The organism is Photorhabdus stackebrandtii (assembly GCF_011189495.1).
GTDB classification, from domain to species: Bacteria; Pseudomonadota; Gammaproteobacteria; order Enterobacterales; family Enterobacteriaceae; genus Photorhabdus; species Photorhabdus khanii.
On record NZ_PUJV01000002.1, the window covers coordinates 320,099 to 343,832 of the forward strand.

Consider the following 23,734-nt stretch of genomic DNA (forward strand, 5'->3'; position numbering starts at 1 on the left):
AAACATTAGTATTGATATTATTTTACGATTTTATTTAACACACAATTAAATAAGATTCCAAAATAGTGCCACATCTTATACCACTTATAATTCTATATATAACAATGGGTTGAAGAGGAATGTGCGTAACAGAATTATGAAACGTTATTTAACTGTTTACTCATATTAATTATCATATAAGCAATATGCCGACAGTTAATTTTAAATTATAAAAACAAAAAATTCAATATAATCCTTATATTTATAACAACATAATTCACATTAATTAATTTAATATTATCATCATTAAATCCACAATAATAAAATAAAAACAAACATCAATATAATTAATGGTAATATAGCAAAAAAATTTACCAAAGCCATTTAATAAATAATTAAAGTATAATTTACGAAGAAATAAAAAATAATAAAAACATTAACAATGATTAATAATAATGTTATAAATACATCTATTTAACTAACATAAATCCAGAAAAAGAAAACACATCATTAAAATGAAACTAAAAAAATGTTGATATATAATGCCACTTTCTTACTAAAAGTGGCAATAATTACTCGCACAAAACTCCCATTATTTAAATTATTTTTTATAAAAAATAAACAAAATCCTCTGTAATAAAAAAATAAAATAGAAAATGCAAATAAATTCAGCAATAAAAATATTAACCAATCATTATTATAAATCCAATACCATATTACTCTACTAATAGCACCTGTCCTGTTTTCAGTTGCTTAGCATTTGGCAACCAAAGCCTTCCCCAGCTACCGGTACAATGACATCCATAGACTTCTTTTATATTTTCTTTTAAAAAAAATTCTCTTATCTTCAATAACTCTGTCGGTAATGCTCTCTTCAAATGCAACCCACCTATTACTGCGCATACTTTATCCACGCCTGTAATCATTTTAGCGTGATTAATTATTTCACAAATACCCGAATGACCACAGCCAATGATAATTACAAGCCCATTATCACTCTTCCAAATTAGTGCACTGTCATCAAGTATATAATCATTAGCCCAGGAACTTCTTCTGACTAAGCCACAGGATTTCCGATGTTCACTTGCTATTTCACCTGAAAAAACAAATCGTTCACTTATTTTCATATGCGATTTTGTTAAACGAAAAAAGACTTTCTTTTTAATTCTTTTATTAATTTTACCCGATGTTTTTTTAAATTTTAAGGCAATATTTTTAAACATAACACCATAATACTTCTCATTTAATGCATCGGGGTGACATATTAATTTAGCGTTATGGGGGAAATAATTAACACCACCTATATGGTCTGAATGGCCATGAGAGATAACAATCCTGGATATATCATCAACAGATATTCCCATCCTGTTCGCATTCTCAAGATAGCTGCCATCTGGGCCGGTATCAAAAATTATCTTCTCTTCACCATCCTCAAGTAAAAGACTCAAACCAGGTTTAGCTATCAAATATGAATCAGACGTTCTATTTTCAAGGAGTACAGTTATTTTTAATGACATGGCATATCCATTAGTTTTGTTGAAGTAATGCATCTATTAAACGATACGGGTAACAATAGCATTGATACACGTCAATAAAATAATGAAAGGCCATTATATCGTCACATTCTTATAAGCAGATCACAAATTATCTCCGCTCCGCCACAAGTTAATTTTTCAACATGAAATGATTATCTCCCCTTCATATTTATTGTCTTGCAATATTAACATACAATTATTATATCTTGCTGTACAACATATAGTTACAGATAAAAAACAAGTATACTATTTAGCAAATAAAATCCAGCAGAAAATTATTCAATATATTTTAGTGAAAGAAATAAATCTACTATTCATCAATGGAAACAAACCTTCCCACATTAATTAAGAATATAAAAATACAATATCTAAACCTTCTATAAACTCATTAGATTTAAATATCGTTTTAAATTCGATCACCAATTGAACAACTCATTCTTATCTGTACTATAGAGTAAAAATATAAGGCATTTATCAGATATAACATTGAGAATTATTATTAAAAATAATTTTAAAATATAATTATATTGATTATCGTTACACGAAACCATTAATTAAACACGCCAATTTCCATTCATCCATTATTGAATTAATATTAATATATTTGTTACAATAACAATACATTATCTTTCTGCGGACAAGTAAGAGATTCTATTTAAACCAAAGGTAAATTATGAAAATATTTATATCTATCTTGTAGATAAACTTCAATCAAGAAAGTAATATCATACATAAGAGCTAAAAGCTCCCTCAACTGGCTATATAAATATGACTAACACTTATAAATAGTTACATTTAAATATCATTATATTTGAAGCAAGATTTGTGATAAGAAATACGTACATAGTGAACCTTTTACTGATAGTATTTTTAGGCTACACATGACCGTGGAGAAGATGCATGAAAAATACAACCACAACAGTAGTTGGGCTTGCGTTAGTTCCAATGCTTATATCAACGCAAGCTCAGGCATTTCAAACATCAGCGCCATTAGCTCGAATGATAGAGGAATGGGGTTCAACAGGTGGCGCACGGACGTTTCCCAAAAAATCCGTGGCAGCGCTGGATGCCAGCATTCGTGAGCATCTTGATGCCTTAACTCACCAGTGCGAAGAACTTGACAAAGCCATAGCTGAAACTCTTAACAAGATTAACTGTGGTGAAGATGTTGTTCTTTCTCATTCGCTTATTTCAAACTCGAACTCTACGATATCTACAATTAAAGAAAGCATTCAATTTGCCGATGAGCTGTTCGAGGATATTTTATGTAACATCCCATCACGTTCTCAGGCAACGATCAAAAGGCTTAAACATGACACTATCTCAGGTTTGCAGGAGGTTATTAAGACTATGAGTAATATAGTGCATATCCAAGAAAAAATTAAAGATCGTGAAATGATGGCAATCGTTGTCATCGACAAAAATCGTGTTGAAATGGCTTTAGCTTCAGAACGAATACAAGCTCCAAGAAGTATGTCCCGCGAAGAAAAACGTAAATTTATTTTGCAACATGCATCTTAGATGCCTATCCCAGTAGTCGTAATTATTGTAGACCGTTCTTGCGAATGAATAGTGAACACAGATAGTACACAGAACCTGGAACGTACACACAGTACGTGAGGAGTAGATTCGCTTCGCTCGCCTTTCAGGCCGCACTAAAATGCGTTCAAAAGTTATCGCTTTTGTCAGAATACTGCCTAATGTTCGCTCTTTACTACAAAGAACGGCAAATAAAATAGCCCTAATAGGATAGACAATTGGAAAGGTTTGTCGAAATGGATTGTATATATACATGGTCTTTTTCTATTGTATTTGCAAAAGAATTTAAACAGTTTCCAAAAGACCAACAAGATAAAATTTTGGATTTTATTGATCGTTATGAAGAAAATGGATTAGTTACACCGGATACTTTCAATAAATATGAAGGTAAAATCAGCCATTCATGGCGTGGGTTAGAAAAAACAGATAAGAACTCTAGATATGCTTACGAAAACAACTTGTGGCACTACCATATTGGTATACAATACATAAATACGCCTTCTAACTATAAGACTTCTGATTGGGTTCTACATTTTCAGTGGATTTATGGAGAAAATCATATAAATATAGTAGATATATATCGGCACTACATTATAGATGGAAAATTCTATTTACCCCCTGTAACAAATTTGAAAACGATATCATGAATCAATGAAAAACCAGCTCAGACAATCTTTTGATTTAACCAACCCTGCCCAGCAGGGTTAGTTATTATTTCTGGCTGGTAGATTCACATTAAAGTAATAATCTATCTCTTAATTCAATATATAAAAAACTGCACCATTATTAAAACAATCACTTATTCATTACCGGAATATTCCCCCGTAACCAACTGCCTAATTTACGCTGATAAAATGGTTGCGTATGCTGAATCAAATAATGGCTGATCCCACGCTCCTTTTCATCAACCAGGCAGAAGTCAATAGGTTCTTCTTCAGATGTGTATTCGCAGGCAATGCCGCCAGCTTCTTGAATTAGCTGTTCAATCTCATTCGCCGTGCCATTCATTTCCAGCCCAATTAATAAATTGGGCTTCTCATCCACATTTTTATCATGAGCTTGAATGATAAAAGCACGGCGAACAGGTTTACGCTGACTGAATAAACTAACCAGAGCTTCAATGAGCTGCGAAGGATATTCTTCCGGCTGGCTGAGTGTTATCGCACTGCCACTTGGCACATCAACTTCAACCGAAACTAACTCACTTAATGAACTCATAAAAATCTCCAATCAGTTTTTTTATATAAAATGGATTTATTTCGCTTTTGCCAACAATAAATTAGCAATCGAACGAACGCCATAACCCGTTGCGCCAGCCGACCAATGTTCTACCGCAGATTTACGGTAAGTCGCAGAGCAGTCAATATGAACCCAGCCCTTTTGGTATTCTTCCACAAAGTGAGACAGGAAAGCCGCCGCAGTACTGGCACCGGCAGTATGTGATGGTGCAGCAACATTGTTCAACTCAGCAAAATTCGATGGCAGTTGGCTACGATGAAATTCAGCCAATGGCAGACGCCAGAACAATTCATTTTCAGATTCTGATGCGGCCAACAGATCCGCCGCCAATTTATCATCAAAGCTGAATACACAGTGATAATCATTACCCACAGCCGTTTTCGCTGCGCCTGTCAGGGTCGCTGCATCAATGATTAACTTCGCTTTCTCTCTGCTGGCATCAATTAAACCATCAGCCAGCACTAAACGACCTTCCGCATCGGTGTTCATAACTTCAACAGATTTACCATTACGGTAACGGATAATATCACCCAGTTTAAAAGCGTTACCACTGACCATGTTATCCGCAATGCAGAGGAACAGTTTAACGCGCTGTTTCAGGCCTCGGCTGATGGCCAACGCCAGCGCACCCGCCAGCGTTGCCGCTCCACCCATATCTGATTTCATGGAGTCCATAAAAGAAGATTGTTTCAGGCTGTAGCCGCCGGTGTCAAATGTGATGCCTTTACCCACCAAACAGGCGAATATCGGCGCGTGTGGGTTGTCAGTCGGGTTGTAATCCAGCGCCAACAATATCGGATCACGGGAAGAACCGCGACCAACAGTATGAATACCCGCATAACCCTGTTCACGTAAATCTTCTCCTTTAGTAATGCGATAATTTACCGCTTCACCAGCAACACCACACATCAAGTCAATAGCACGCTTTGCCAATTGTTCCGGCCCAAGCTCTTCCGCTGACATATTGATGGTGTCACGCACCCAATCAATAATTTTAATTCTGCTTTCCAGTTCTTGTTTTTCAGCCGCAGGCAATTGAGGCCATTCAATAGAACGGCTGCCTTTTGGTGCACGGAAACCTTGCCAAAATGCCCAACTTTTTTCTAAATCCCAGCCTTCACCAACCAGAGCTACATGACGAATTCCCTGACCATCAATTTTACGTCCGGCTCGTTGAACCGCACCCAATTTGCCTTTACCCGTCAGATGAATCGTCATCCCTTGCTCACTCGAACTAATCAGCGCTTTTTCACCCCAGCAAGCTGCTGCTGGCTCATAAGACAGTGTTATTGGCATGATTTGTTTAGTCATTCTTTTCTCACCTCTTATTATTCACCGCTTGATGGCAGCCAGGATTTTATTCAGACTTCCACCCATATAATTATTCGTCTGCCAGATATTAAACCTATAAAAAAACTGGCTAAAGCCAGTTTTTCATTAACGCTCAGACTACCTTAAAACTGTGACAGATAAATAACAAATTAATGCTATTTGTTACTCAAACTCATCCAGCCAGACCAAAAGAATCGCTTCCAGAACTTTTTCATTGGATTTTTCAGGCGCATCCTCAAAATCATCCAGGTCACAAATCCATTGATGCATATCAGTAAAGCGAACTGTTTTTGGATCCAAATCAGGAAATTTGTCAAACAGCGCTTCACCGATTTCACGGCTATCAGACCATTTCAGGCTCATTGATATTTCTCCTGCCAATCAGTGCTCACGGGCATGGTTAATGGTGTATTTTGGAATTTCGATGACCAAGTCTTCGTCCGAGACTCTGGCCTGACAACTCAGACGACTTTCCGGTTCAAGTCCCCAGGCTTTATCCAGCATGTCGTCTTCCAGTTCTGAGCTCTCTTCCAGTGAATCGAAACCTTCACGAACGATACAGTGGCAAGTGGTGCAAGCACAGGATTTTTCACAGGCATGCTCAATCTCAATCCCATTGCGCAATGCAACGTTCAGAATGGATTCCCCTTCTTTGGCTTCCAGAACTGCACCATCAGGGCAAAGATCGTTATGAGGTAAAAATATAATTTTCGGCATAATTAAATCTCGTCCACAGAATGGCCCGCCAACGCCCGACGAACAGATGAATCCATCCGGCGTGCAGCGAATTCCTGCGTTTGCTTATCCAGTTGTTTAATTGCGTTCTCAATCACTTCAGGCTCACTCCCCTGAACGCTTTTTATCAGGGTTTCTACGGCAGTATCAATCGCCGCGTGTTCTTGTTCATTCAGCAGATCGGCATCTTTTTCTAACGCACTGGTGACACTTTCCAGTACCCGCGCCGCTTCTACTTTTTGTTCTGCCAGTTTGCGCGCAGTGATATCTTCCTGAGCATTCGCCATAGAATCTTTTATCATGCGGGCGATTTCTTCATCAGACAAACCATAGGACGGTTTCACCTGAATAGACGCTTCTACACCAGTGGATTTTTCCAACGCGCTCACGCTCAACAAACCATCAGCATCTACCTGAAACGTGACCCGGATATGAGCGCCACCTGCCGGTAACGGAGGAATGCCACGCAGGGTAAAACGGGCCAGTGAACGGCAATCACTCACCAATTCCCTTTCCCCTTGTACCACATGCATACTCATCGCACTCTGGCCGTCTTTGAAGGTCGTGAACTCCTGCGCTCTCGCAGCCGGAATGGTTGTATTGCGTGGGATGACTTTTTCAACCAGTCCCCCCATCGTTTCCAGCCCAAGTGACAGCGGAATAACATCCAACAGCAGCATGTCGCTATCCGGTTTGTTACCCACCAAAATATCTGCCTGAATTGATGCACCGACAGCAACAACTTTATCAGGATCAATGGATGTCAGTGGCTTACGGGCGAAAAATTCGCCAACCATGTGACGAACCAACGGTACACGGGTTGAGCCACCCACCATAACCACCTGTAAAACCTCGTCCGCAGAGACTTCGGCATCTTTCAACGCCCGACGGCTTGCCAGCAAAGTCCGTTTTACCAACGGGGTAATCAATGCTTCAAATTCGGAACGGGTGATTTTTCCCTGCCAGCCGGCTATGTTTATCTCTGCAACATCAACATCACTCAAGGTGATTTTCACCTCGGCGGACACGTCCAATAGCTGGCGTTGCAAACTATGGTTATCACGATTGCCAATACCCGCCTGTTCACGGATCCAGTCAGCCAGTATCGCATCGAAATCATCCCCACCAAGCGCGGTGTCACCGCCGGTTGCCAGTACTTCAAAGACACCTCGGCTTAACCGGAGAATGGAAACGTCAAAGGTACCGCCCCCTAAATCATAAACCGCGATAACCCCTTCCTGACCAGAATCCAACCCGTAGGCAATCGCAGCGGCAGTGGGTTCATTAAGCAGGCGCAGAACATGTAATCCGGCTAAACGCGCCGCGTCTTTGGTTCCCTGACGCTGGGCATCATCAAAGTAGGCTGGAACGGTGATCACAACCCCATCAAGCTTACCATCCAGTGTTTCTTCTGCACGCTGTGCCAGCAATTTAAGAATTTCAGAAGAAACCTGAATAGGATCGACCAACCCCGTCGCCGTATTGATTAACGGCAAACCGTTTTCACTCGCCTGAAATTGATAAGGCAGATTTGGGTAACGTTGCTGAATATCCGCCAGAGAACGCCCCATCATGCGCTTCACAGAACTGATGGTATTAGCCGGATCATGCGCCGCCTGTTGACGGGCTAGCCAGCCAATTTCAATACCATTTTCATGGTAGTGGACAACGGAAGGAAGCAGGTAACGGTTTTCGCTATCCATCAGTGTTTCCGCTTGCCCACTGCGAACAGTGGCAACTAATGAATGCGTCGTGCCTAAATCAATGCCGGCCGCTAAACGACGTTGATGTGGTACAGCGGATAAACCCGGCTCGCTGATTTGTAATAAAGCCATATACGCTTTCCTTAAAAGTCGTCCAGTAAACGTTCTTCCAGTTGTTCAACCTGCTGCTGCAATTTATCCAGAAAACGCAATTTACGAACGGTATCGGCTGCCTGTTCCCACTGCTGGTCATTCAATTGTTGTTCCATTTGCTGACTGCGGGTTTTAATCATCCCGTTCAGACGTTCAGCGAAATCAGCCAGTGCCGCTTCTGCATTCGCTTTACTTTCAATAAATTCCAACTCTTCCCGCAACATGAGCTGTTCCATCAGGAAAGTGTGGTCATTCATGGTGTGCTGCTCATTGGCTAAATCAAAACCATGCAGAGAAAGCATATATTCAGCGCGTTTCAGTGGATGTTTGAGCATCTGATAGCCGTCATTGATAGTCGCTGCCTGCTGCAATGCCAGCGTTTTTTCACGCTCTGGCTGATTAGCAAAGCGATCAGGGTGAAACTGACGCTGCAATTCCTGATAGCAGTGTGTCAGCTGTTCACGGTCAATAACATAACGAGCCGGCAGCCCGAATAAAGTGAAATAGTCCATAATCTAAATTTACTCTGGATTTGGCCGAAAAACGGAATTAAACGTTAAAACTTTCTCCACAACCACATTCGCTGGAAACATTCGGGTTGTTGAATTTAAAGCCTTCGTTAAGGCCCTCTTTAACAAAATCCAGTTCTGTACCGTCGAGATAGACCATGCTCTTGCCGTCTATAATAACTTTGACGCCCTTCTCTTCAAACACGGTATCGTCTTCGTTAATCACATCGGCAAATTCAAGCAAATATGCCATACCTGAGCAGCCTGATGTTCTGACACCAAGACGTAAGCCAACGCCTTTTCCACGGTGGCCCAGGAATGACGAAACGCGTTGTGCAGCACTTTCTGTAAGGGAAATTGACATACAACAACCTCACTTTTTAAAACCAGCAAAGGCGGATACTGGTTGGTATATAACAGCCAGCATCCACCAAATTTATTTTCTATTTTCTTATTATCAAGGGCAATTACTTGCCCTGGCGCTTACTTTTGTAATCCGCAATGGCCGCTTTAATGGCATCTTCTGCCAGAATAGAACAGTGAATCTTCACCGGTGGCAGTTCTAACTCATCTGCAATTTCAGTATTTTTAATCGATTCTGCCTGCTCCAAAGATTTGCCTTTCATCCACTCAGTGACTAAAGAGCTGGAAGCGATTGCAGAACCACAACCGTAAGTTTTGAAACGCGCATCTTCAATAATGCCTTCATTATTGACTTTGATTTGCAGTTTCATGACGTCACCACAGGCAGGGGCACCGACCATGCCGCTGCCAACTGTTGGATCTTCATTATCGAAAGAACCGACGTTACGTGGATTTTCATAGTGATCAATTACTTTTTCGCTGTAAGCCATGATGTTATTACTCCTGAAACCATCTGATTAGTGATGAGACCATTCGATACTGTTGAGATCCACACCTTGTTTGAACATTTCCCACAGTGGAGAGAGTTCACGCAGGCGGCCAATAGATTTGTGAATCAGTTCAATGGCGTAGTCGATCTCTTCTTCCGTGGTAAAGCGCCCTAAAGAGAAACGGATAGAACTGTGAGCCAGTTCGTCATTCATACCTAGCGCACGCAATACGTAGGAGGGTTCCAGGCTGGCAGAAGTACAGGCAGAACCAGAGGAAACCGCCAGATCTTTTAATGACATTATCAGTGATTCGCCTTCAACATAGTTGAAGCTGACATTCAGAATGTGTGGTGCGCCATGTTCCAAGTCGCCATTAAGGAAGACTTCTTCGATATCTTTGATACCCTGCCACAGGCGTAAACGCAGGCCACGCAGACGCTGAGATTCATTGTCCATTTCCTGTTTGGCAATGCGGTAAGCTTCACCCATACCGACAATCTGGTGAACCGGCAAAGTACCGGAACGCATACCACGTTCATGACCGCCACCATGCTGTTGAGCTTCAATACGAATGCGTGGTTTGCGGCGAACATACAACGCGCCAATCCCCATCGGCCCATAAATTTTATGCGCAGAGAAAGACATCAGATCGACTTTCAGTTTGGTTAGGTCGATAGGTAATTTACCTACGCTCTGAGTCGCATCAACATGGAAAATGATACCGCGGCTACGACACATTTCACCGATTGCAGCGATATCCTGCACCACACCAATTTCATTGTTAACATGCATGATAGAAATCAGCATAGTGTCATCACGCACTGCGGCTTCCAGATCGTTTAAATCAATCAGTCCATTGCTCTGAGGTGCCAGATAAGTGACTTCAAACCCTTCACGCTCTAACTGACGGCAAGTATCCAGAACCGCTTTATGTTCGGTTTTGCTGGTGATGATATGCTTGCCCTTTTTCTGATAAAAATTAGCAGCACCTTTAATAGCAAGATTGTCAGATTCCGTTGCGCCGGAAGTGAAAACAATCTCACGTGGATCGGCACCCACTAAATCAGCAATCTGATTACGGGCAATATCAACCGCTTCTTCAGCCTGCCAGCCAAAACGGTGAGAACGGGACGCTGGGTTACCAAATACCCCGTCCATGGTCAGATAATGCATCATCTTTTCAGCAACACGCGAATCAACCGGTGTTGTTGCTGAGTAGTCTAAATAAATTGGTAATTTCATTGCTCACATGCTCCCTTCTAATACTTCAATTCATCACAAGTTCTGCTTATGCGCGCAGATTAACATTAATTGTTTCTTGTGCTCTGCCGTGAGGTGCGCGGCGCTTATCGTTATCCTGGCGGTCAGCAACGTCTAATACTTCCTGGTTATTAACTAATTCTTCTAAACTGATGCTACTCAGGAAACCGGTAATACGATCACTTAAATCGCGCCATAAAGTATGAGTCAGACAGCGATCACCGCCCTGACACCCTTCTCTGCCCTGGCAACGCGTCGCGTCTACCGATTCATCAACAGCGAAAATAACTTCAGCAACGACAATTTTCCCGGCATCTCTGCCCAGTAAATAACCACCACCCGGACCACGGACACTTGAAACCAGACCATTTTTGCGTAAGCGAGAGAATAACTGCTCAAGATAAGAGAGGGATATACCCTGACGTTCAGAGATGTCGGCCAGTGGTACCGGACCTTCTTGTGAGTGTAACGCCACATCAAGCATGGCAGTTACTGCATAACGCCCTTTAGATGTCAATCTCATAAATGATTACCCCGTGGTGAAATATGACGAAATTGTGTCATTCCTGAGTATTTTAGTCAACTATTTAACCAAGTAATTTACTCAACTATTTTTTCGCCCATTTCTCAATGGAGGTCAGGATACCACGCAGAATATTCAGCTCCTGCGTTTCTGGCCGGGCACGGGTAAAAAGCCGTCTTAACTTATTCATTATTTGACCGGGATGGGCTTTCCTGATGAAACCAGAATCATATAATATACGTTCAAGATGATGATAAAAACGTTCCATATCATCAACTAATGGATATTCAGTCTCATCTGTTTTCTGCTCAGGTTTATCCTGACGCGCCAGATATACCATCCGAATTTCATAACTAACAAGCTGGACAGCCATAGCCAGATTTAACGAACTATATTCTGGGTTAGTCGGGATATTCAGATGATAATGACACTTCTGCAATTCTTCATTCGTCAGCCCTACACGCTCACGTCCGAAAATAATTGCCACTGGCGCATGTTGAGCTTCCTGAACACTGCGCTCGCCACATTCACGGGGTTCGACCATCGGCCATGAGAGAGTTCTTGAACGGGCGCTGGTGCCAATCACCAGTTCACAGCCAGCCAGAGCTTTATCCAAACTATCAACAATAGTCGCATTACCAATAACATCACTGGCGCCAGCAGAAAGCGCAATCGCATGGGAATCTGGCTGAACCAGTGGATTAACCAGATAAAGGTTTGTTAATCCCATGGTTTTCATTGCCCGGGCGGTTGACCCCATATTCCCGGTATGGGAAGTTTCAACCAGGATAATGCGGATATTTTCTAACATGATAACTTCTGGATTAGTTAAAAGAGCCAAATATCTTAACACAGCATTAGTCATTTTTCCGAACTACTGCTATACTGCGCGCCGATTAATTATCCGTTCTTTAACATCCTGGTGGAAGATATCCCATGCATCCGATGCTGACCATCGCCATACGTGCGGCGCGTAAAGCCGGCAACCTGATTGCCAAAAATTATGAAACTCCCGATGCGGTTGAAGCTAGCCAAAAAGGCAGTAACGACTTTGTTACCAACGTTGACAAAGCCGCAGAAGCGCTCATTATCGACGTTATCCGCAAATCTTATCCTAAACACTCAATCATTACTGAAGAGAGTGGCGAATTGCCAGGTGAAGATGATGATATTCAATGGGTAATCGATCCACTGGATGGCACCACTAACTTTATCAAACGCCTCCCCCACTTCGCCGTTTCTATTGCAGTACGCATCAAAGGCCGTACTGAAGTTGCTGTTGTTTATGATCCAATGCGTAACGAACTTTTCTCCACAGCCCGTGGTCAGGGTGCTCAGTTGAATGGCTACCGTCTGCGTGGCACCAATGCCCGCGATCTGGATGGCACTGTTCTGGCGACAGGTTTCCCATTCAAAGCAAAACAGCATTCCACTGTTTTTATCAACACATTAGGCAAATTATTTGTTCGTTGCGCTGATTTCCGTCGTACAGGTTCAGCCGCGCTGGATCTGGCTTATGTTGCAGCTGGCCGTGTTGATGGTTACTTTGAAATTGGCCTGAAGCCATGGGATTTCATGGGTGGAGAACTGTTAGTCCGTGAATCTGGCGGTATCATCACTGATTTCATTGGCGGTCATAATTACATTCATTCCGGTAATCTTGTTGCGGGTAACCCACGCGTTGTTAAAGATATTCTGGCCGAAATGCGTGATGAATTATCAGAGTCATTGAAGCGTTAACTCAAATTAACCCTTAAACTGGAATTACTGGGTGATAATAGGCAAACCGTAATAATGCAATATATCCTCCGCCCGGCAATTCTACCTGGCAACAAAAAAGTCACTGATGAACTTTTTTGTTGCCATTTTAGACCTGAATTATTTTGCTAACCAATAAACGGCTTCATAAGGTTGTAATTGTCTATTTTTTGCAGGCGATTGATGTTCAGGATAGTTCCCCATTAACTTAACCCATGAACAATCGGATAAAGAAGCGTCCAGCGACCATTCCTGCACTTCCGCACTGAGATTGGCGATAACCAGCAACGTTTGGTTTTCCCAACGGCGCACATAACACCAAAGCGAAGAGTGAGATGGCAACAAATCTTCATAGCTGCCATAGGTCAATACCGGATATTCCTTACGCAGTTTTATTAAGCGCGCATAACAATGGAAAACGGAATCCTCATCCTTGATAGCATTTTGCGCGTTCACTTCCTGATAATCACTATTCAGTGCTATCCAAGGTTCTCCCTGAGTAAATCCGGCATTGGAAGTCGTATCCCATTGCATCGGCGTTCGCCCATTGTCGCGGGATTTTTTCGCTAAGACCGATAAGATTTTTTCCTTATCATTGCCTTGCTCAATCTTCTCCCGGTAAATATTTAAACTTTCTATGTCCCGGTAATCTTCAATTTGGGAAAAATCAGGGTTAGTCATCCCCAATTCTTCCCCTTGATAGATATAAGGGGTTCCCTGCATACCGTGCAGCACCATTGCCAGCATTTTAGCGGATGGAACCCGCCAGACACCTTCACCACCAAAACGTGAAACAATACGCGGTTGATCGTGATTACACCAGAACAGCGCATTCCACGCCCGTTGATGCATGCCTTGTTGCCACTTAGCAAAGATTTTTTTCAATTCAATAAAATCAGGCGGTGCTGTAACCCATTTTTCGCCATTGGGATAATCGACTTTCAAGTGGTGAAAAGCAAAAACCATCGACAGCTCTTCACCCTCTAATGAAGAATAGCGCTGACAATTTTCCAGTGAAGTAGAAGACATTTCCCCTACCGTCATCACTCCCGCCGGCTGGAAGACTTCTCTGTTTATTTCTTGCAGAAATTCATGAATACGGGGACCATCGGTATAGAATTGACGCCCATCACCCTGCGTTGCTTCTGGAAAATCCTGCTGCTTAGAAACCAGGTTGATAACATCCAAACGGAAACCATCAACACCAAGATCAGCCCAGAATTCACAAATCTTTTTCAGCTCGGCCCGTACGGGTTCATGCTCCCAGTTGAGATCTGCCTGCTCAGCAGCAAACAGATGTAAATAATATTGTTGACTCGCTTCATGCCACTCCCAGGCACCCCCACCAAATTTTGACAACCAATTATTAGGGGGTGTTCCAGGCACTCCATCCCGCCAGATGTAATATTGCCGGTAAGGGCTATTAATATCCTGTGCCTGCCTGAACCATGAGTGTTGAGTAGAGGTGTGGTTGAAAACGATATCCACAATCACACGGATATCACGTTGATGTGCTTCATCAACCAAACGCTTAAAATCATCCATTGAGCCGTAAGCCGGATCAATCGCACAATAATCAGCAACATCATAACCGTTATCTACCTGCGGTGAGCAGTAAAAAGGCGTCACCCAGATAGCGTCCACACCCAGTTTTTTCAGATAATCAAGCCGGTAAGTAATACCGTTGAGATCACCTGTTCCGCTACCGGTAGTATCCTGGAAACTCTTAGGATATATCTGATAGATGACACCTTGTAACCACCACGGAATGATTTTGTCCATCGAAAACGCCTTATCAATATATTTCTGAATTGAATAACCTAAATGGTTACTTTTATATCTGTTACTCAGATGAAGATTTAACAGAATTATTCAACAGCTAACATACCGCTCATACTCTTCTTTCGATAAACAACCGTAGTCAGTATCAACGGAACAATGACAGCTACGAGCATGGCTAATACGTAGATTGCCCAAAATTGCGGTTTGATCGAAAGGATACCGGGTAAGCCACCAACACCAATACCGTTTGCCAACACACCACTTAACCCACAAATCAACCCGGCCAAACCTGAACCAATCATGGCACAGAGCATAGGGAATCGATATTTGATGTTAATCCCATACATTGCCGGTTCAGTGACGCCTAAATAGGCGGAGATGGCGGCGGGTACAGATAACTCACGCTCATTATGCTTTTTGCTGACCAAAATAATGCCCACAACCGCTGACCCCTGAGCAATATTGGATAGAGCAATAATCGGCCATATCGGTGTCCCACCGATACTTTGAACCATCTGCATATCGATAGCTAATGTAGTTTGATGTATACCCGTGATAACCAAAGGCGCATAAAAGAATCCAAATAAAGCCGCACCGACAGGCGCAAAACTTCCCGTCATCAACGCCTTAACAACCCAGGCGACTCCATCTCCAATTAACCGGCCAAACGGCCCAATAAGACTATGTGCTAAAAAGGTTGCCAATATTAACGAAACTACCGGAACAACCACCAAATAAAGATAACTAGGAACCACCTTCTTTAATTGAATTTCAATCCACCCCAACGTAATACCCGCCAAAAGTGACGGAATAACCTGCGCCTGATAACCCACTTTTCCAATCGTGAACAGGCCAAAATTCCATATATCAGGGATCTGTTGCCCTAATTGATAAGCATTCATAAGTTGCGGAGATACCAAGGTTATTCCCAATATAATACCTAATATCGGGGTTCCACCCATTGTTCTGACCGCAGACCAGCAAATACCCACCGGCAGATAGAAGAATATTGCCTCTCCTAACAGCCATAAAAAATCATATATTGTTTTCCAGACAGGATATATTTGAGCTAAAGTTTTACCGTCACTAAAAGGAATATCACCAATAATATTACGGAAGCCCAGAATAAGACCGCCACTAATTAATGCCGGCAGGAGAGGAAAAAAGATTTCTGCAAATTGAGAAATGACACGTTCTTGCCATTTCATATTTTTTTTCTCAGCCTGTTTTATATCTTCTTTATTTAATTCAGTTTTATCAAGATAGCTATTTAAAACCTGATAATAATCACCCACATTCGTGCCTATCACTACCTGGAACTGCCCTGCATTGGTAAAACAGCCTTTAACCATCGGCAGATTTTTTATTTCATCCGGCCGGGCTTCCGTCGGTTCAACCAAAGAAAATCTCAACCGGGTAATACAATGCATTACACTGGCTATATTTTTACAACCACCGATTAATGTAATTAGTTTTTCTATGTCTTTATAATTTATTTTATTTTTCATAATAGCCAGTCATCATAAGTTAGTATCAGTTACTATGCCATGCTTAGTAAGATAATTTCATCCTAATATCATTTAGTTATGCTTGTCATGGGAACGTTCCCAAAAATGCGTTAACGATCACATTGAAACAACAATATTCTTATTTTTAAGCCAACTTACTCGAAATGATTACTTGCTGTTTGGGGTATCGCTGATTTATTTGAGCTATTAATTGACCAGCTGCATATTTACCCGCTTCACCATAACCTAAATCCACAGAAAGCGTGTCAGGGTACAAAAAGTTCAGCAAAGGCGTATTACCAATACTGCCTATTTGTATATCTTCCCGATTATTTTGTTGTAAATACTTATATGCACCTAATGCCAGGCTATCAGTTGCACAGATTAAGGCCGTCGTCTCCTTTCTTAATACCTTGTCGACATGCTGAAACCCACTCTGATAGTTTAAATCACATTGAACGGAAAGCGGGTGTAACGCCTTCTGTTCACAACAACTCAGATAGGATTGATGGCGACGAAAACCTGTCGTGGTATCACAATCGCGTACACCAAGAAAACTGATCTCTCTGTGACCTCGCTGATAGAGTTCATTCATCAATAGACGAACAGCACCAACATCGTCATAGCATACAGAAGCAAAATCAGTATATTCGCGCGCAAATACCACTATTTTGTCACGCCAGGGCAAAAGGGATTCTTCTGGCAATCCGGTGAAACCAAACAAAATAACACCATCTGCATGACGTAATGCCAACTGACGCAGATGTTCCTGTAAAAGCTGGGGATCAAAATCACTTTCCATGATAATGGGGTCATAACCATGCTGATAAAACAGCGGCAACATCGTACTTATTGATAAATTTTCCGAAAAAGATCCCAACCGTGACACAATTAAAGCAATAATTTTGTCACTTTTCACTCGCATCGCTCTCGCTGATTTAGAGGGAATAAAGTTATTTTGATCAATAATCGCTTCAACTCTTTCACGTACTTGTGGACTGACGCTATTTTCGTTATTTAATACCCGCGAGACGGTTGATTTACTGACATTAGCCAGACGTGCAATATCTTTTATTGTTAATTTATTCGACATGATATCTCATGAAAATATTATTATTAGAAGCATCCAGTTTCTTACAAAAATATCATAAGAAACTGAATTCATATTGTTAATAATGATGAGCTTTAACCTGTGGTCGCAGGAAAAGAGCCGGAAAAGCAACGAAAGCCATGACCCAGAAAATGCCGCTGTGCAGATAATCATACATAAATCCCGCAACTACCGTCATAACAGCGATACCGCCCCCCATCGCCAATGCAGAATAAGCCGCCTGCAAACGAACAATTTCCCCTTCCTTTCTCGCGCTGATAAAACGCATTGCTGCCAAATGGCAGACAGTGAACGTACCACAATGCAATATTTGAATGATAATCAATACCGGTAATGTCGTGAATGTGCCCATCAATCCCCAACGAACGACACCACATATACCGGAAAGCAGCAGAAGAGTACGGGCATTCCAGCGCCGGAATAATTTATTACTCAGAGTAAAAATAACAACCTCAGCCACTACCCCCAACGACCAGAGATAACCCACTACCGAGGCGGAATAACCTGCTTTCTCCCAGTAAATGGCACTGAAGCTGTAATATCCCGCATGAGCGCCCTGCAATAAAGCTACGCATAGCAAAAACCGGCACACCGATTTTTCAGACAATAACTGTTTAAATGACACAACATCAACTTTAGCAGATTTGGCTTCACCAACAGGCATGATGGAGGGTTTAAGCAATGTCGCCAACAGCGTTGACAAGACACTGAACAGTATGGTTATCAGAATGGCCTGATGTCCCCAGACAGAGATCAATTCTCCGGTCAACGCCGAGCTGATAATAAAGGCAATCGAACCCCAAACCCGTATTTTGCCGTAATCAAAGGAAAATTGCTTTTGCCATGTCCCCGCCAACGCATCACTCAATGGCATCATCGGCGAAAAAAACAGGTTGAAACCAATCATGATGAACAGCAGCCACGCCCAGTGATTTCCCAATGTAAATCCAATAACGAAAATCAGGGTCAGCAATGCTAATACACGCAGCGCGAAAACAAGTTTTGCAGGATCTTTAACGGTAGGCGCGATTAATAAACTCCCCAGGAAACGGGAAACCAAGCCCGCACCCAATAAAATCCCCATCATATCGGGTTTTATTCCTTCACCCTGGAGCCAGACCGCCCAGAAAGGCAAAAATATCCCGTAAGAAAAGAAATACGTGAAATAATCTAACGCCAGCCAACGTGTCGACTGAATAACCATTAATCCTCCCTGGTTAAAAGTGCAAAAAACCCGCTCAAAACTAACCTGATTAGCTTAAGAAATTAAGATATCAAGGACTATCTTGAGATGGACATTCCTTTAATATCTCGCTTAAGCAAACAATGTCAGCCGGAGCAGGTTTTTGTAATGACTTATTAAAATTATAATTTATGCGTAAACCGGATATTTTGCGCAAATAGCCAGAACTTTTTGCTTAGTCGCTTCAATGATCGCTTCATCATTGATGCTGTCCAATACATCGCACATCCAGCCAGCCAATTCACAAGCTTCAACTTGTTTGAAACCACGGCGGGTAATCGCCGGCGTACCAACACGCACACCGGAAGTCACAAATGGACTCTTCGGATCATTTGGCACGCTGTTTTTATTTACCGTGATGTTGGCACGGCCCAGCGCAGCATCAGCCTCTTTACCAGTGATGTTTTTATCAACCAGATCCAGCAGGAACAAGTGGTTCTCAGTGCCACCAGAAACCACTTTGTAGCCACGTTTCAGGAAGACTTCAACCATGGCTTTAGCATTATCAGCAACCTGATGTTGATATGCTTTGAATTCCGGTTCCATTGCTTCTTTCAGCGCAACCGCTTTACCGGCAATAACATGCATCAGAGGTCCACCCTGGCAACCAGGGAATACGGAAGAGTTCAGTTTTTTATACAGCTCCTCGTCACCACCTTTCGCCAAGATCAAACCACCACGTGGGCCCGCCAGTGTTTTATGCGTGGTAGTCGTCACGATGTGAGCATGAGGCACTGGGTTAGGATAAACGCCTGCAGCAATCAGGCCAGCAACGTGTGCCATATCAACGAACAAATAAGCACCAATGCTGTCTGCAATTTCACGCATTTTTGCCCAATCAACAACGCCGGAGTAAGCTGAAAAACCGCCAATAATCATTTTTGGCTGGTGTTTTTGAGCTTGTGCCGCGATATCGTCGTAATCAATTTTACCGCTTTCATCAATACCGTAAGGTACGATGTTATATAACTTACCAGAGAAGTTTACCGGAGAGCCATGAGTCAAATGACCGCCATGTGCCAGATTCATCCCCAGCACGGTATCACCCGGTTGCAGCAAAGCCATATAAACCGCCGCATTCGCCTGAGAACCCGAGTGTGGCTGAACGTTGGCATAATCAGCACCGAATAACGCTTTAGCACGATCAATCGCCAGCTGCTCAACAACATCGACATATTCACAACCGCCGTAGTAGCGTTTACCCGGATAACCTTCGGCATATTTGTTAGTGAGTTGAGAGCCTTGTGCCTGCATAACTCTTGGGCTGGTATAGTTTTCAGAGGCAATTAACTCGATGTGTTCTTCCTGACGAACAACTTCTTGCTCCATCGCCTGCCATAGTTCGGGATCATAATTAGCAATATTCATTTCACGCTTTAACATTGGGTTCTCCAGACTCAGCTAACTTCTCTTCAAACAACACCCCAAAGGGCAGAATGGCACACAGTGTAAACCCTTTTCACGGATTGAGATAGTCTTGACAAAATATTTTACGCAAACGATTGCACACCAATTAAAGCAAGGCACGGGTTCTTTACAGGCATAACGAAAACTTCCTGTATTTTACCTCATTGTCAGAATTTGTAACCTCAGTCGGCTCCTGCCTTAGTGTAAATATCTATCAAGAATATTTTTTCACCATAAAGACCACATTTTATATTTACAAGATCCTCAAAAAATTATAAGTTGTATTTAAATTACATGTTATAACTTTCATAATCACTTGAAAGAAATTCAGGAGCTTCACCATGCTGGATAGTCAAATCATTGCAACTGTCAAATCAACTATTCCACTGCTTTCTGCTACTGGCCCGAAACTAACCGCCCATTTCTATGAGCGGATGTTCAAACATAATCCTGAGCTGAAAGATATTTTTAATATGAGTAATCAACTCAATGGCGATCAGCGTGAAGCCCTGTTCAATGCTATCTGCGCCTATGCAGCCAATATTGATAATTTGGCAGTACTGCTGCCGGCGGTTGAAAAAATCGCGCATAAACACGCCAGCCTGAATATTCAACCAGAGCATTATCAGATTGTCGGAACTCACTTATTGGCAACGTTAGATGAAATGTTCCAGCCGGGAAATGCAGTGCTGGATGCTTGGGGAAAAGCGTACGGTGTGCTGGCTGATGTTTTTATCAACCGTGAAGAGCAGATTTATCATCATGACGAATCAGTCGATGGCGGTTGGCGTGGTTTGCGTCCATTCCGTATCAACCGGAAACAGGTAAAAAGTGATGTGATTTGCAGCTTTGAGTTTGTGCCACAGGATAGCGGGCAGGTGATGGATTATAAACCCGGTCAGTATCTGAGCATATATCTGGAAGACGGCAGCTTTGATAACCGCGAAATTCGCCAGTATTCACTGACAGCAGCCCCAAACGGCTCCAGCTACCGGATTGCTATCAAACGTGAGCCACAAGGAACGGTTTCCAACCATATGCATGATAAGATGCAAGAAGGCGATACCGTCTGGCTGGCCGCTCCACGCGGGGATTTCTTCCTTGATATTCAGCCAGAAACGCCAGTTACTCTGATTTCTGCGGGTGTCGGCCTGACACCTATGATGAGTATGCTGCATCAACTCCACCAGCAAAATCACAACAGCCAGATTAACTGGTTACATGCGGCTGAACACGGTGGCCATCATGCGTTTACCAATGAAGTGACCGCTATTGCTCAGGCAATGCCGAATCTTAGCAGCACAATCTGGTACCGCGAACCAAGAGATGAAGATCAGCAAGGCATTCATTATCAACATAAAGGTTTTATGGATCTGGCGGTACTGAATAACGCACTGAAAACAGAAGGAATGCATTTCTATTTCTGCGGCCCGGTTCCCTTTATGCAATATGTAGCAAAACAACTATTAGATATGGGAATTGATAAGCAAGATATTCACTATGAATGCTTCGGTCCGCATAAAGTGATTTAAATTTTCAGTTTAACGGTGTTTGTTTATCATGGAGCCCGTCCCATTGGACGTCAGCTCCATTGATTTCAAAAATCATGGGTAAATCCGATTTAAAAAGTGTTGAAATGCCTTATCCAGATTAACGATGTTGCACTTATTATGTGAATCTACCATCAAAGGCAAAAAAATCGTGATTAAGGATTTTTTAAAGCGGGCAAAAGATTCAATATTATACTGATATTAGAAGAGAAAACATCAGGGAAAACGGGTTTTAAATTGATTAACAAAGTGACAAGGTTAACCGTATAACGAAAAAAGAACCAACGCATTTAACAGGGTTAAAAACCATTAAAAAAATAGGCTTTGATTTTAATACCATTGACCACTACAGATTAACTCAGCTATCCATCAATTAAAGGTTAAAAAAAACAGGCATTAATACCCGAAATTTGAAAAGATACAGAGTGACTAAAAACAGCCTATTCACAACCATATTTAATTCGTTTATCGGCAATACTATCCTACGCTGATTTTAAATTTATCTCACCTGCCATAACCATTTAAAAACGCGAATAGAGAGATTAAACCTTTTATATAAAAGGCAGATTTAACTCAATAAACGTGCTTTTCAGAAGGAAAATGAATCGCGTTTAATCGAAGTCCATTAAACATTAGCAGGAAATTGAAAACAAATCAGCACACAAAAGAATATTATCCAAACCGACTGATATTCAAATGCTTTCTCACTGTCATTTTACGAAGCAAGCCATTTTCGCTAAGTCACCTTTTCCCGCGGCAGGAATACCCTGATAAAGATATTGGACTATGGCAGTAACCATCTTACCGCCATGATCTGTCGTATCACCCAGCAGAATAACCGCTTTTGACATTAACGTTCTCCATCGTTTTTCGATTGGTAAATAACATCATTCCCCATTAAACTTCGGTAATTAACGGCAATAATCCTAGGTTAACCAACTGTATTTCGACATCATTGGATTTATCAATATCGTCCTGATTTCTTCCATCAAAAATGCCTTTTTTGGTGATAATCAAGGTGCCGGTTTGTTCATTATTTTGATACACAGGAAGCACACCTTCCGCCATAGGCAGATAGGATTTATCAATAATACGGGGCTGGTAAAGCATCCAGCCAACACTGAGACGATCAGGGAAAACCTGTTTATTCCGTAATGTATATTCGTTGGTTTCGACCTGAATATAAGGAAGATCACGGCTGGTCACCAAATATTTGACAAGTTCAATTAACTGGGAAACATCAAGCTGACTGCTGTCAATTTTTAAGTTTAGTTCTAACCTAACCCAATTAGGGCGTTTTATTGACTGTTTACTATAGCTAATACCACTAGATAGGTTATCTTCTTCGCCATCCCACATATCTTCAATAAGCAATGGAAAATCTTTTTTATAAGATTTTTCAAAATAACTCACCATCTTTTCTGTTGGCCCTTGTTCATCAAATACAATGTGTTTTAGTGCTTCTTTTCGTGAGTAGCCAGTTAAATACCACGTTTTTTTTCGCCCGAAAAAAATATCAGCTTGTCGTGTGATACGAAATAAATCCATTAACGCTGTATTTACGGTAATGGTTTCCTGTTGTTCATAACGTACATTGATTTCTATACGAATTATCGCCATATTTACCTCGGACTAAACTGTTGCCATCAAATCGGAGCAGTGGGTATAGTGAACACTGATGTTTTTATGTTCAATAAATAGTGTCTTAAAATAAGCACAACTTATCGGCTGTAAAAAATGCCATTCCACATGGGGCGTATTATCTAATACGTCACATACAGCTTGTTGTCGAGCGCCTTGTTTTCTTCCTGCTTTCATCCCTTTCCACCAACTTTTAGGTTTACCCTCACTATCAAAAAACTGGTCATACCGCGCCTTGGCTTCCAAAAACAGGCAATACGCTGGTCGCCAGCCATCAAAGGTCACTTTCAGGCACTGAAATTCCTGGATCATTTGTGTGGCCGGGTCATATTTAGTTTTAGCAATAAATCGCTGATAGTTAATCGTGATGGCG

At 41.8% G+C, this 23,734-nt stretch carries 22 protein-coding genes and 2 pseudogenes; 4 read left to right on the forward strand and 20 right to left on the reverse strand.

What is annotated here, in order from left to right; all coding sequences use genetic code 11:
* Positions 1–695: 695 nt before the first annotated feature.
* Entirely contained in the window at positions 696–1,496 is an 801-nt protein-coding gene (locus C5470_RS02990) for an MBL fold metallo-hydrolase (protein ID WP_166285802.1), read from the reverse strand.
* Between the two features lie 918 nt (positions 1,497–2,414).
* Here C5470_RS02990 and C5470_RS02995 point away from each other — a divergent pair.
* Entirely contained in the window at positions 2,415–3,035 is a 621-nt protein-coding gene (locus C5470_RS02995) for a hypothetical protein (protein WP_166285804.1), read from the forward strand.
* 236 nt (positions 3,036–3,271) lie between these two features.
* A complete protein-coding gene (locus C5470_RS03000; RefSeq protein WP_207626864.1) occupies positions 3,272–3,700 on the forward strand; it encodes a hypothetical protein in 429 nt (142 codons plus the stop codon).
* Between the two features lie 148 nt (positions 3,701–3,848).
* Here the strand turns inward: C5470_RS03000 and C5470_RS03005 are convergent.
* The 11 genes and pseudogenes from C5470_RS03005 to trmJ all read right to left on the reverse strand — a co-directional run.
* Positions 3,849–4,241 (reverse strand): annotated as a pseudogene (locus C5470_RS03005) (enhanced serine sensitivity protein SseB C-terminal domain-containing protein); the annotation flags it as partial.
* A 66-nt stretch (positions 4,242–4,307) separates the two neighbouring features.
* Positions 4,308–5,603: an aminopeptidase PepB gene (gene pepB / locus C5470_RS03010; RefSeq protein WP_152962361.1), complete on the reverse strand. Its 1,296-nt coding sequence runs from the start codon at positions 5,601–5,603 to the stop codon at positions 4,308–4,310.
* Between the two features lie 183 nt (positions 5,604–5,786).
* Complete coding sequence (iscX, locus tag C5470_RS03015; RefSeq protein WP_036843142.1) at positions 5,787–5,987, reverse strand: Fe-S cluster assembly protein IscX; 201 nt, start codon at positions 5,985–5,987, stop codon at positions 5,787–5,789.
* 18 nt (positions 5,988–6,005) lie between these two features.
* Positions 6,006–6,341 (reverse strand): ISC system 2Fe-2S type ferredoxin, encoded by a 336-nt coding sequence (gene fdx / locus C5470_RS03020; protein WP_036843140.1) that lies wholly within the window; start codon positions 6,339–6,341, stop codon positions 6,006–6,008.
* 2 nt (positions 6,342–6,343) lie between these two features.
* Positions 6,344–8,194: a Fe-S protein assembly chaperone HscA gene (gene hscA, locus C5470_RS03025; RefSeq protein ID WP_166285808.1), complete on the reverse strand. Its 1,851-nt coding sequence runs from the start codon at positions 8,192–8,194 to the stop codon at positions 6,344–6,346.
* An 11-nt stretch (positions 8,195–8,205) separates the two neighbouring features.
* A complete protein-coding gene (gene hscB, locus C5470_RS03030) occupies positions 8,206–8,727 on the reverse strand; it encodes a co-chaperone HscB (RefSeq protein WP_036843136.1) in 522 nt (173 codons plus the stop codon).
* A gap of 37 nt (positions 8,728–8,764) precedes the next feature.
* On the reverse strand, positions 8,765–9,088 hold the full coding sequence (gene iscA, locus C5470_RS03035) for an iron-sulfur cluster assembly protein IscA (RefSeq protein ID WP_036843135.1): 324 nt from the start codon (positions 9,086–9,088) through the stop codon (positions 8,765–8,767).
* A gap of 103 nt (positions 9,089–9,191) precedes the next feature.
* Positions 9,192–9,578 carry a Fe-S cluster assembly scaffold IscU gene (iscU, locus tag C5470_RS03040; protein ID WP_036843133.1) on the reverse strand — a complete coding sequence of 129 codons (387 nt, stop codon included), beginning with the start codon at positions 9,576–9,578 and terminating at the stop codon, positions 9,192–9,194.
* Positions 9,579–9,605: 27 nt separating this feature from the next.
* The gene (locus C5470_RS03045) at positions 9,606–10,820 is read right to left on the reverse strand and encodes an IscS subfamily cysteine desulfurase (protein ID WP_166285810.1); all 1,215 of its coding nucleotides are present in this window, start codon (positions 10,818–10,820) and stop codon (positions 9,606–9,608) included.
* Positions 10,821–10,866: 46 nt separating this feature from the next.
* The gene (iscR, locus tag C5470_RS03050; RefSeq protein ID WP_166285812.1) at positions 10,867–11,361 is read right to left on the reverse strand and encodes a Fe-S cluster assembly transcriptional regulator IscR; all 495 of its coding nucleotides are present in this window, start codon (positions 11,359–11,361) and stop codon (positions 10,867–10,869) included.
* A gap of 85 nt (positions 11,362–11,446) precedes the next feature.
* A complete protein-coding gene (trmJ, locus tag C5470_RS03055; protein WP_166285814.1) occupies positions 11,447–12,172 on the reverse strand; it encodes a tRNA (cytosine(32)/uridine(32)-2'-O)-methyltransferase TrmJ in 726 nt (241 codons plus the stop codon).
* A gap of 125 nt (positions 12,173–12,297) precedes the next feature.
* Between trmJ and suhB the strand changes: the two genes are divergently transcribed.
* Positions 12,298–13,101 carry an inositol-1-monophosphatase gene (suhB, locus tag C5470_RS03060; protein ID WP_036843130.1) on the forward strand — a complete coding sequence of 268 codons (804 nt, stop codon included), beginning with the start codon at positions 12,298–12,300 and terminating at the stop codon, positions 13,099–13,101.
* 138 nt (positions 13,102–13,239) lie between these two features.
* Here suhB and treC read toward each other — a convergent pair whose 3' ends face one another.
* The 5 genes from treC to glyA all read right to left on the reverse strand — a co-directional run bounded on the left by treC (position 13,240) and on the right by glyA (position 20,146).
* Positions 13,240–14,901 (reverse strand): alpha,alpha-phosphotrehalase, encoded by a 1,662-nt coding sequence (gene treC, locus C5470_RS03065; protein ID WP_166285816.1) that lies wholly within the window; start codon positions 14,899–14,901, stop codon positions 13,240–13,242.
* 86 nt (positions 14,902–14,987) lie between these two features.
* The gene (gene treB, locus C5470_RS03070) at positions 14,988–16,409 is read right to left on the reverse strand and encodes a PTS trehalose transporter subunit IIBC (RefSeq protein ID WP_166285818.1); all 1,422 of its coding nucleotides are present in this window, start codon (positions 16,407–16,409) and stop codon (positions 14,988–14,990) included.
* A 145-nt stretch (positions 16,410–16,554) separates the two neighbouring features.
* The gene (gene treR, locus C5470_RS03075; protein ID WP_036843125.1) at positions 16,555–17,502 is read right to left on the reverse strand and encodes a trehalose operon repressor TreR; all 948 of its coding nucleotides are present in this window, start codon (positions 17,500–17,502) and stop codon (positions 16,555–16,557) included.
* A gap of 76 nt (positions 17,503–17,578) precedes the next feature.
* Positions 17,579–18,724 (reverse strand): 3-phenylpropionate MFS transporter, encoded by a 1,146-nt coding sequence (locus C5470_RS03080; RefSeq protein WP_166285820.1) that lies wholly within the window; start codon positions 18,722–18,724, stop codon positions 17,579–17,581.
* Between the two features lie 168 nt (positions 18,725–18,892).
* Positions 18,893–20,146, reverse strand: a complete 1,254-nt coding sequence (glyA, locus tag C5470_RS03085) for a serine hydroxymethyltransferase (protein WP_166285822.1) — start codon at positions 20,144–20,146, stop codon at positions 18,893–18,895.
* A gap of 362 nt (positions 20,147–20,508) precedes the next feature.
* Between glyA and hmpA the strand changes: the two are divergent.
* Positions 20,509–21,702 (forward strand): annotated as a pseudogene (gene hmpA, locus C5470_RS03090) (NO-inducible flavohemoprotein); the annotation flags it as partial.
* A 728-nt stretch (positions 21,703–22,430) separates the two neighbouring features.
* Here hmpA and C5470_RS03095 read toward each other — a convergent pair.
* From C5470_RS03095 to C5470_RS03105, 3 genes are all read right to left on the reverse strand, one after another.
* Positions 22,431–22,571 carry a PAAR domain-containing protein gene (locus C5470_RS03095; protein ID WP_165577071.1) on the reverse strand — a complete coding sequence of 47 codons (141 nt, stop codon included), beginning with the start codon at positions 22,569–22,571 and terminating at the stop codon, positions 22,431–22,433.
* Positions 22,572–22,617: 46 nt separating this feature from the next.
* Entirely contained in the window at positions 22,618–23,340 is a 723-nt protein-coding gene (locus C5470_RS03100) for an Imm52 family immunity protein (RefSeq protein WP_036843118.1), read from the reverse strand.
* Positions 23,341–23,352: 12 nt separating this feature from the next.
* Positions 23,353–23,734 (reverse strand): Tox-REase-5 domain-containing protein (locus C5470_RS03105; RefSeq protein ID WP_242687794.1); only part of this gene is annotated, 382 nt, incomplete at its 5' end.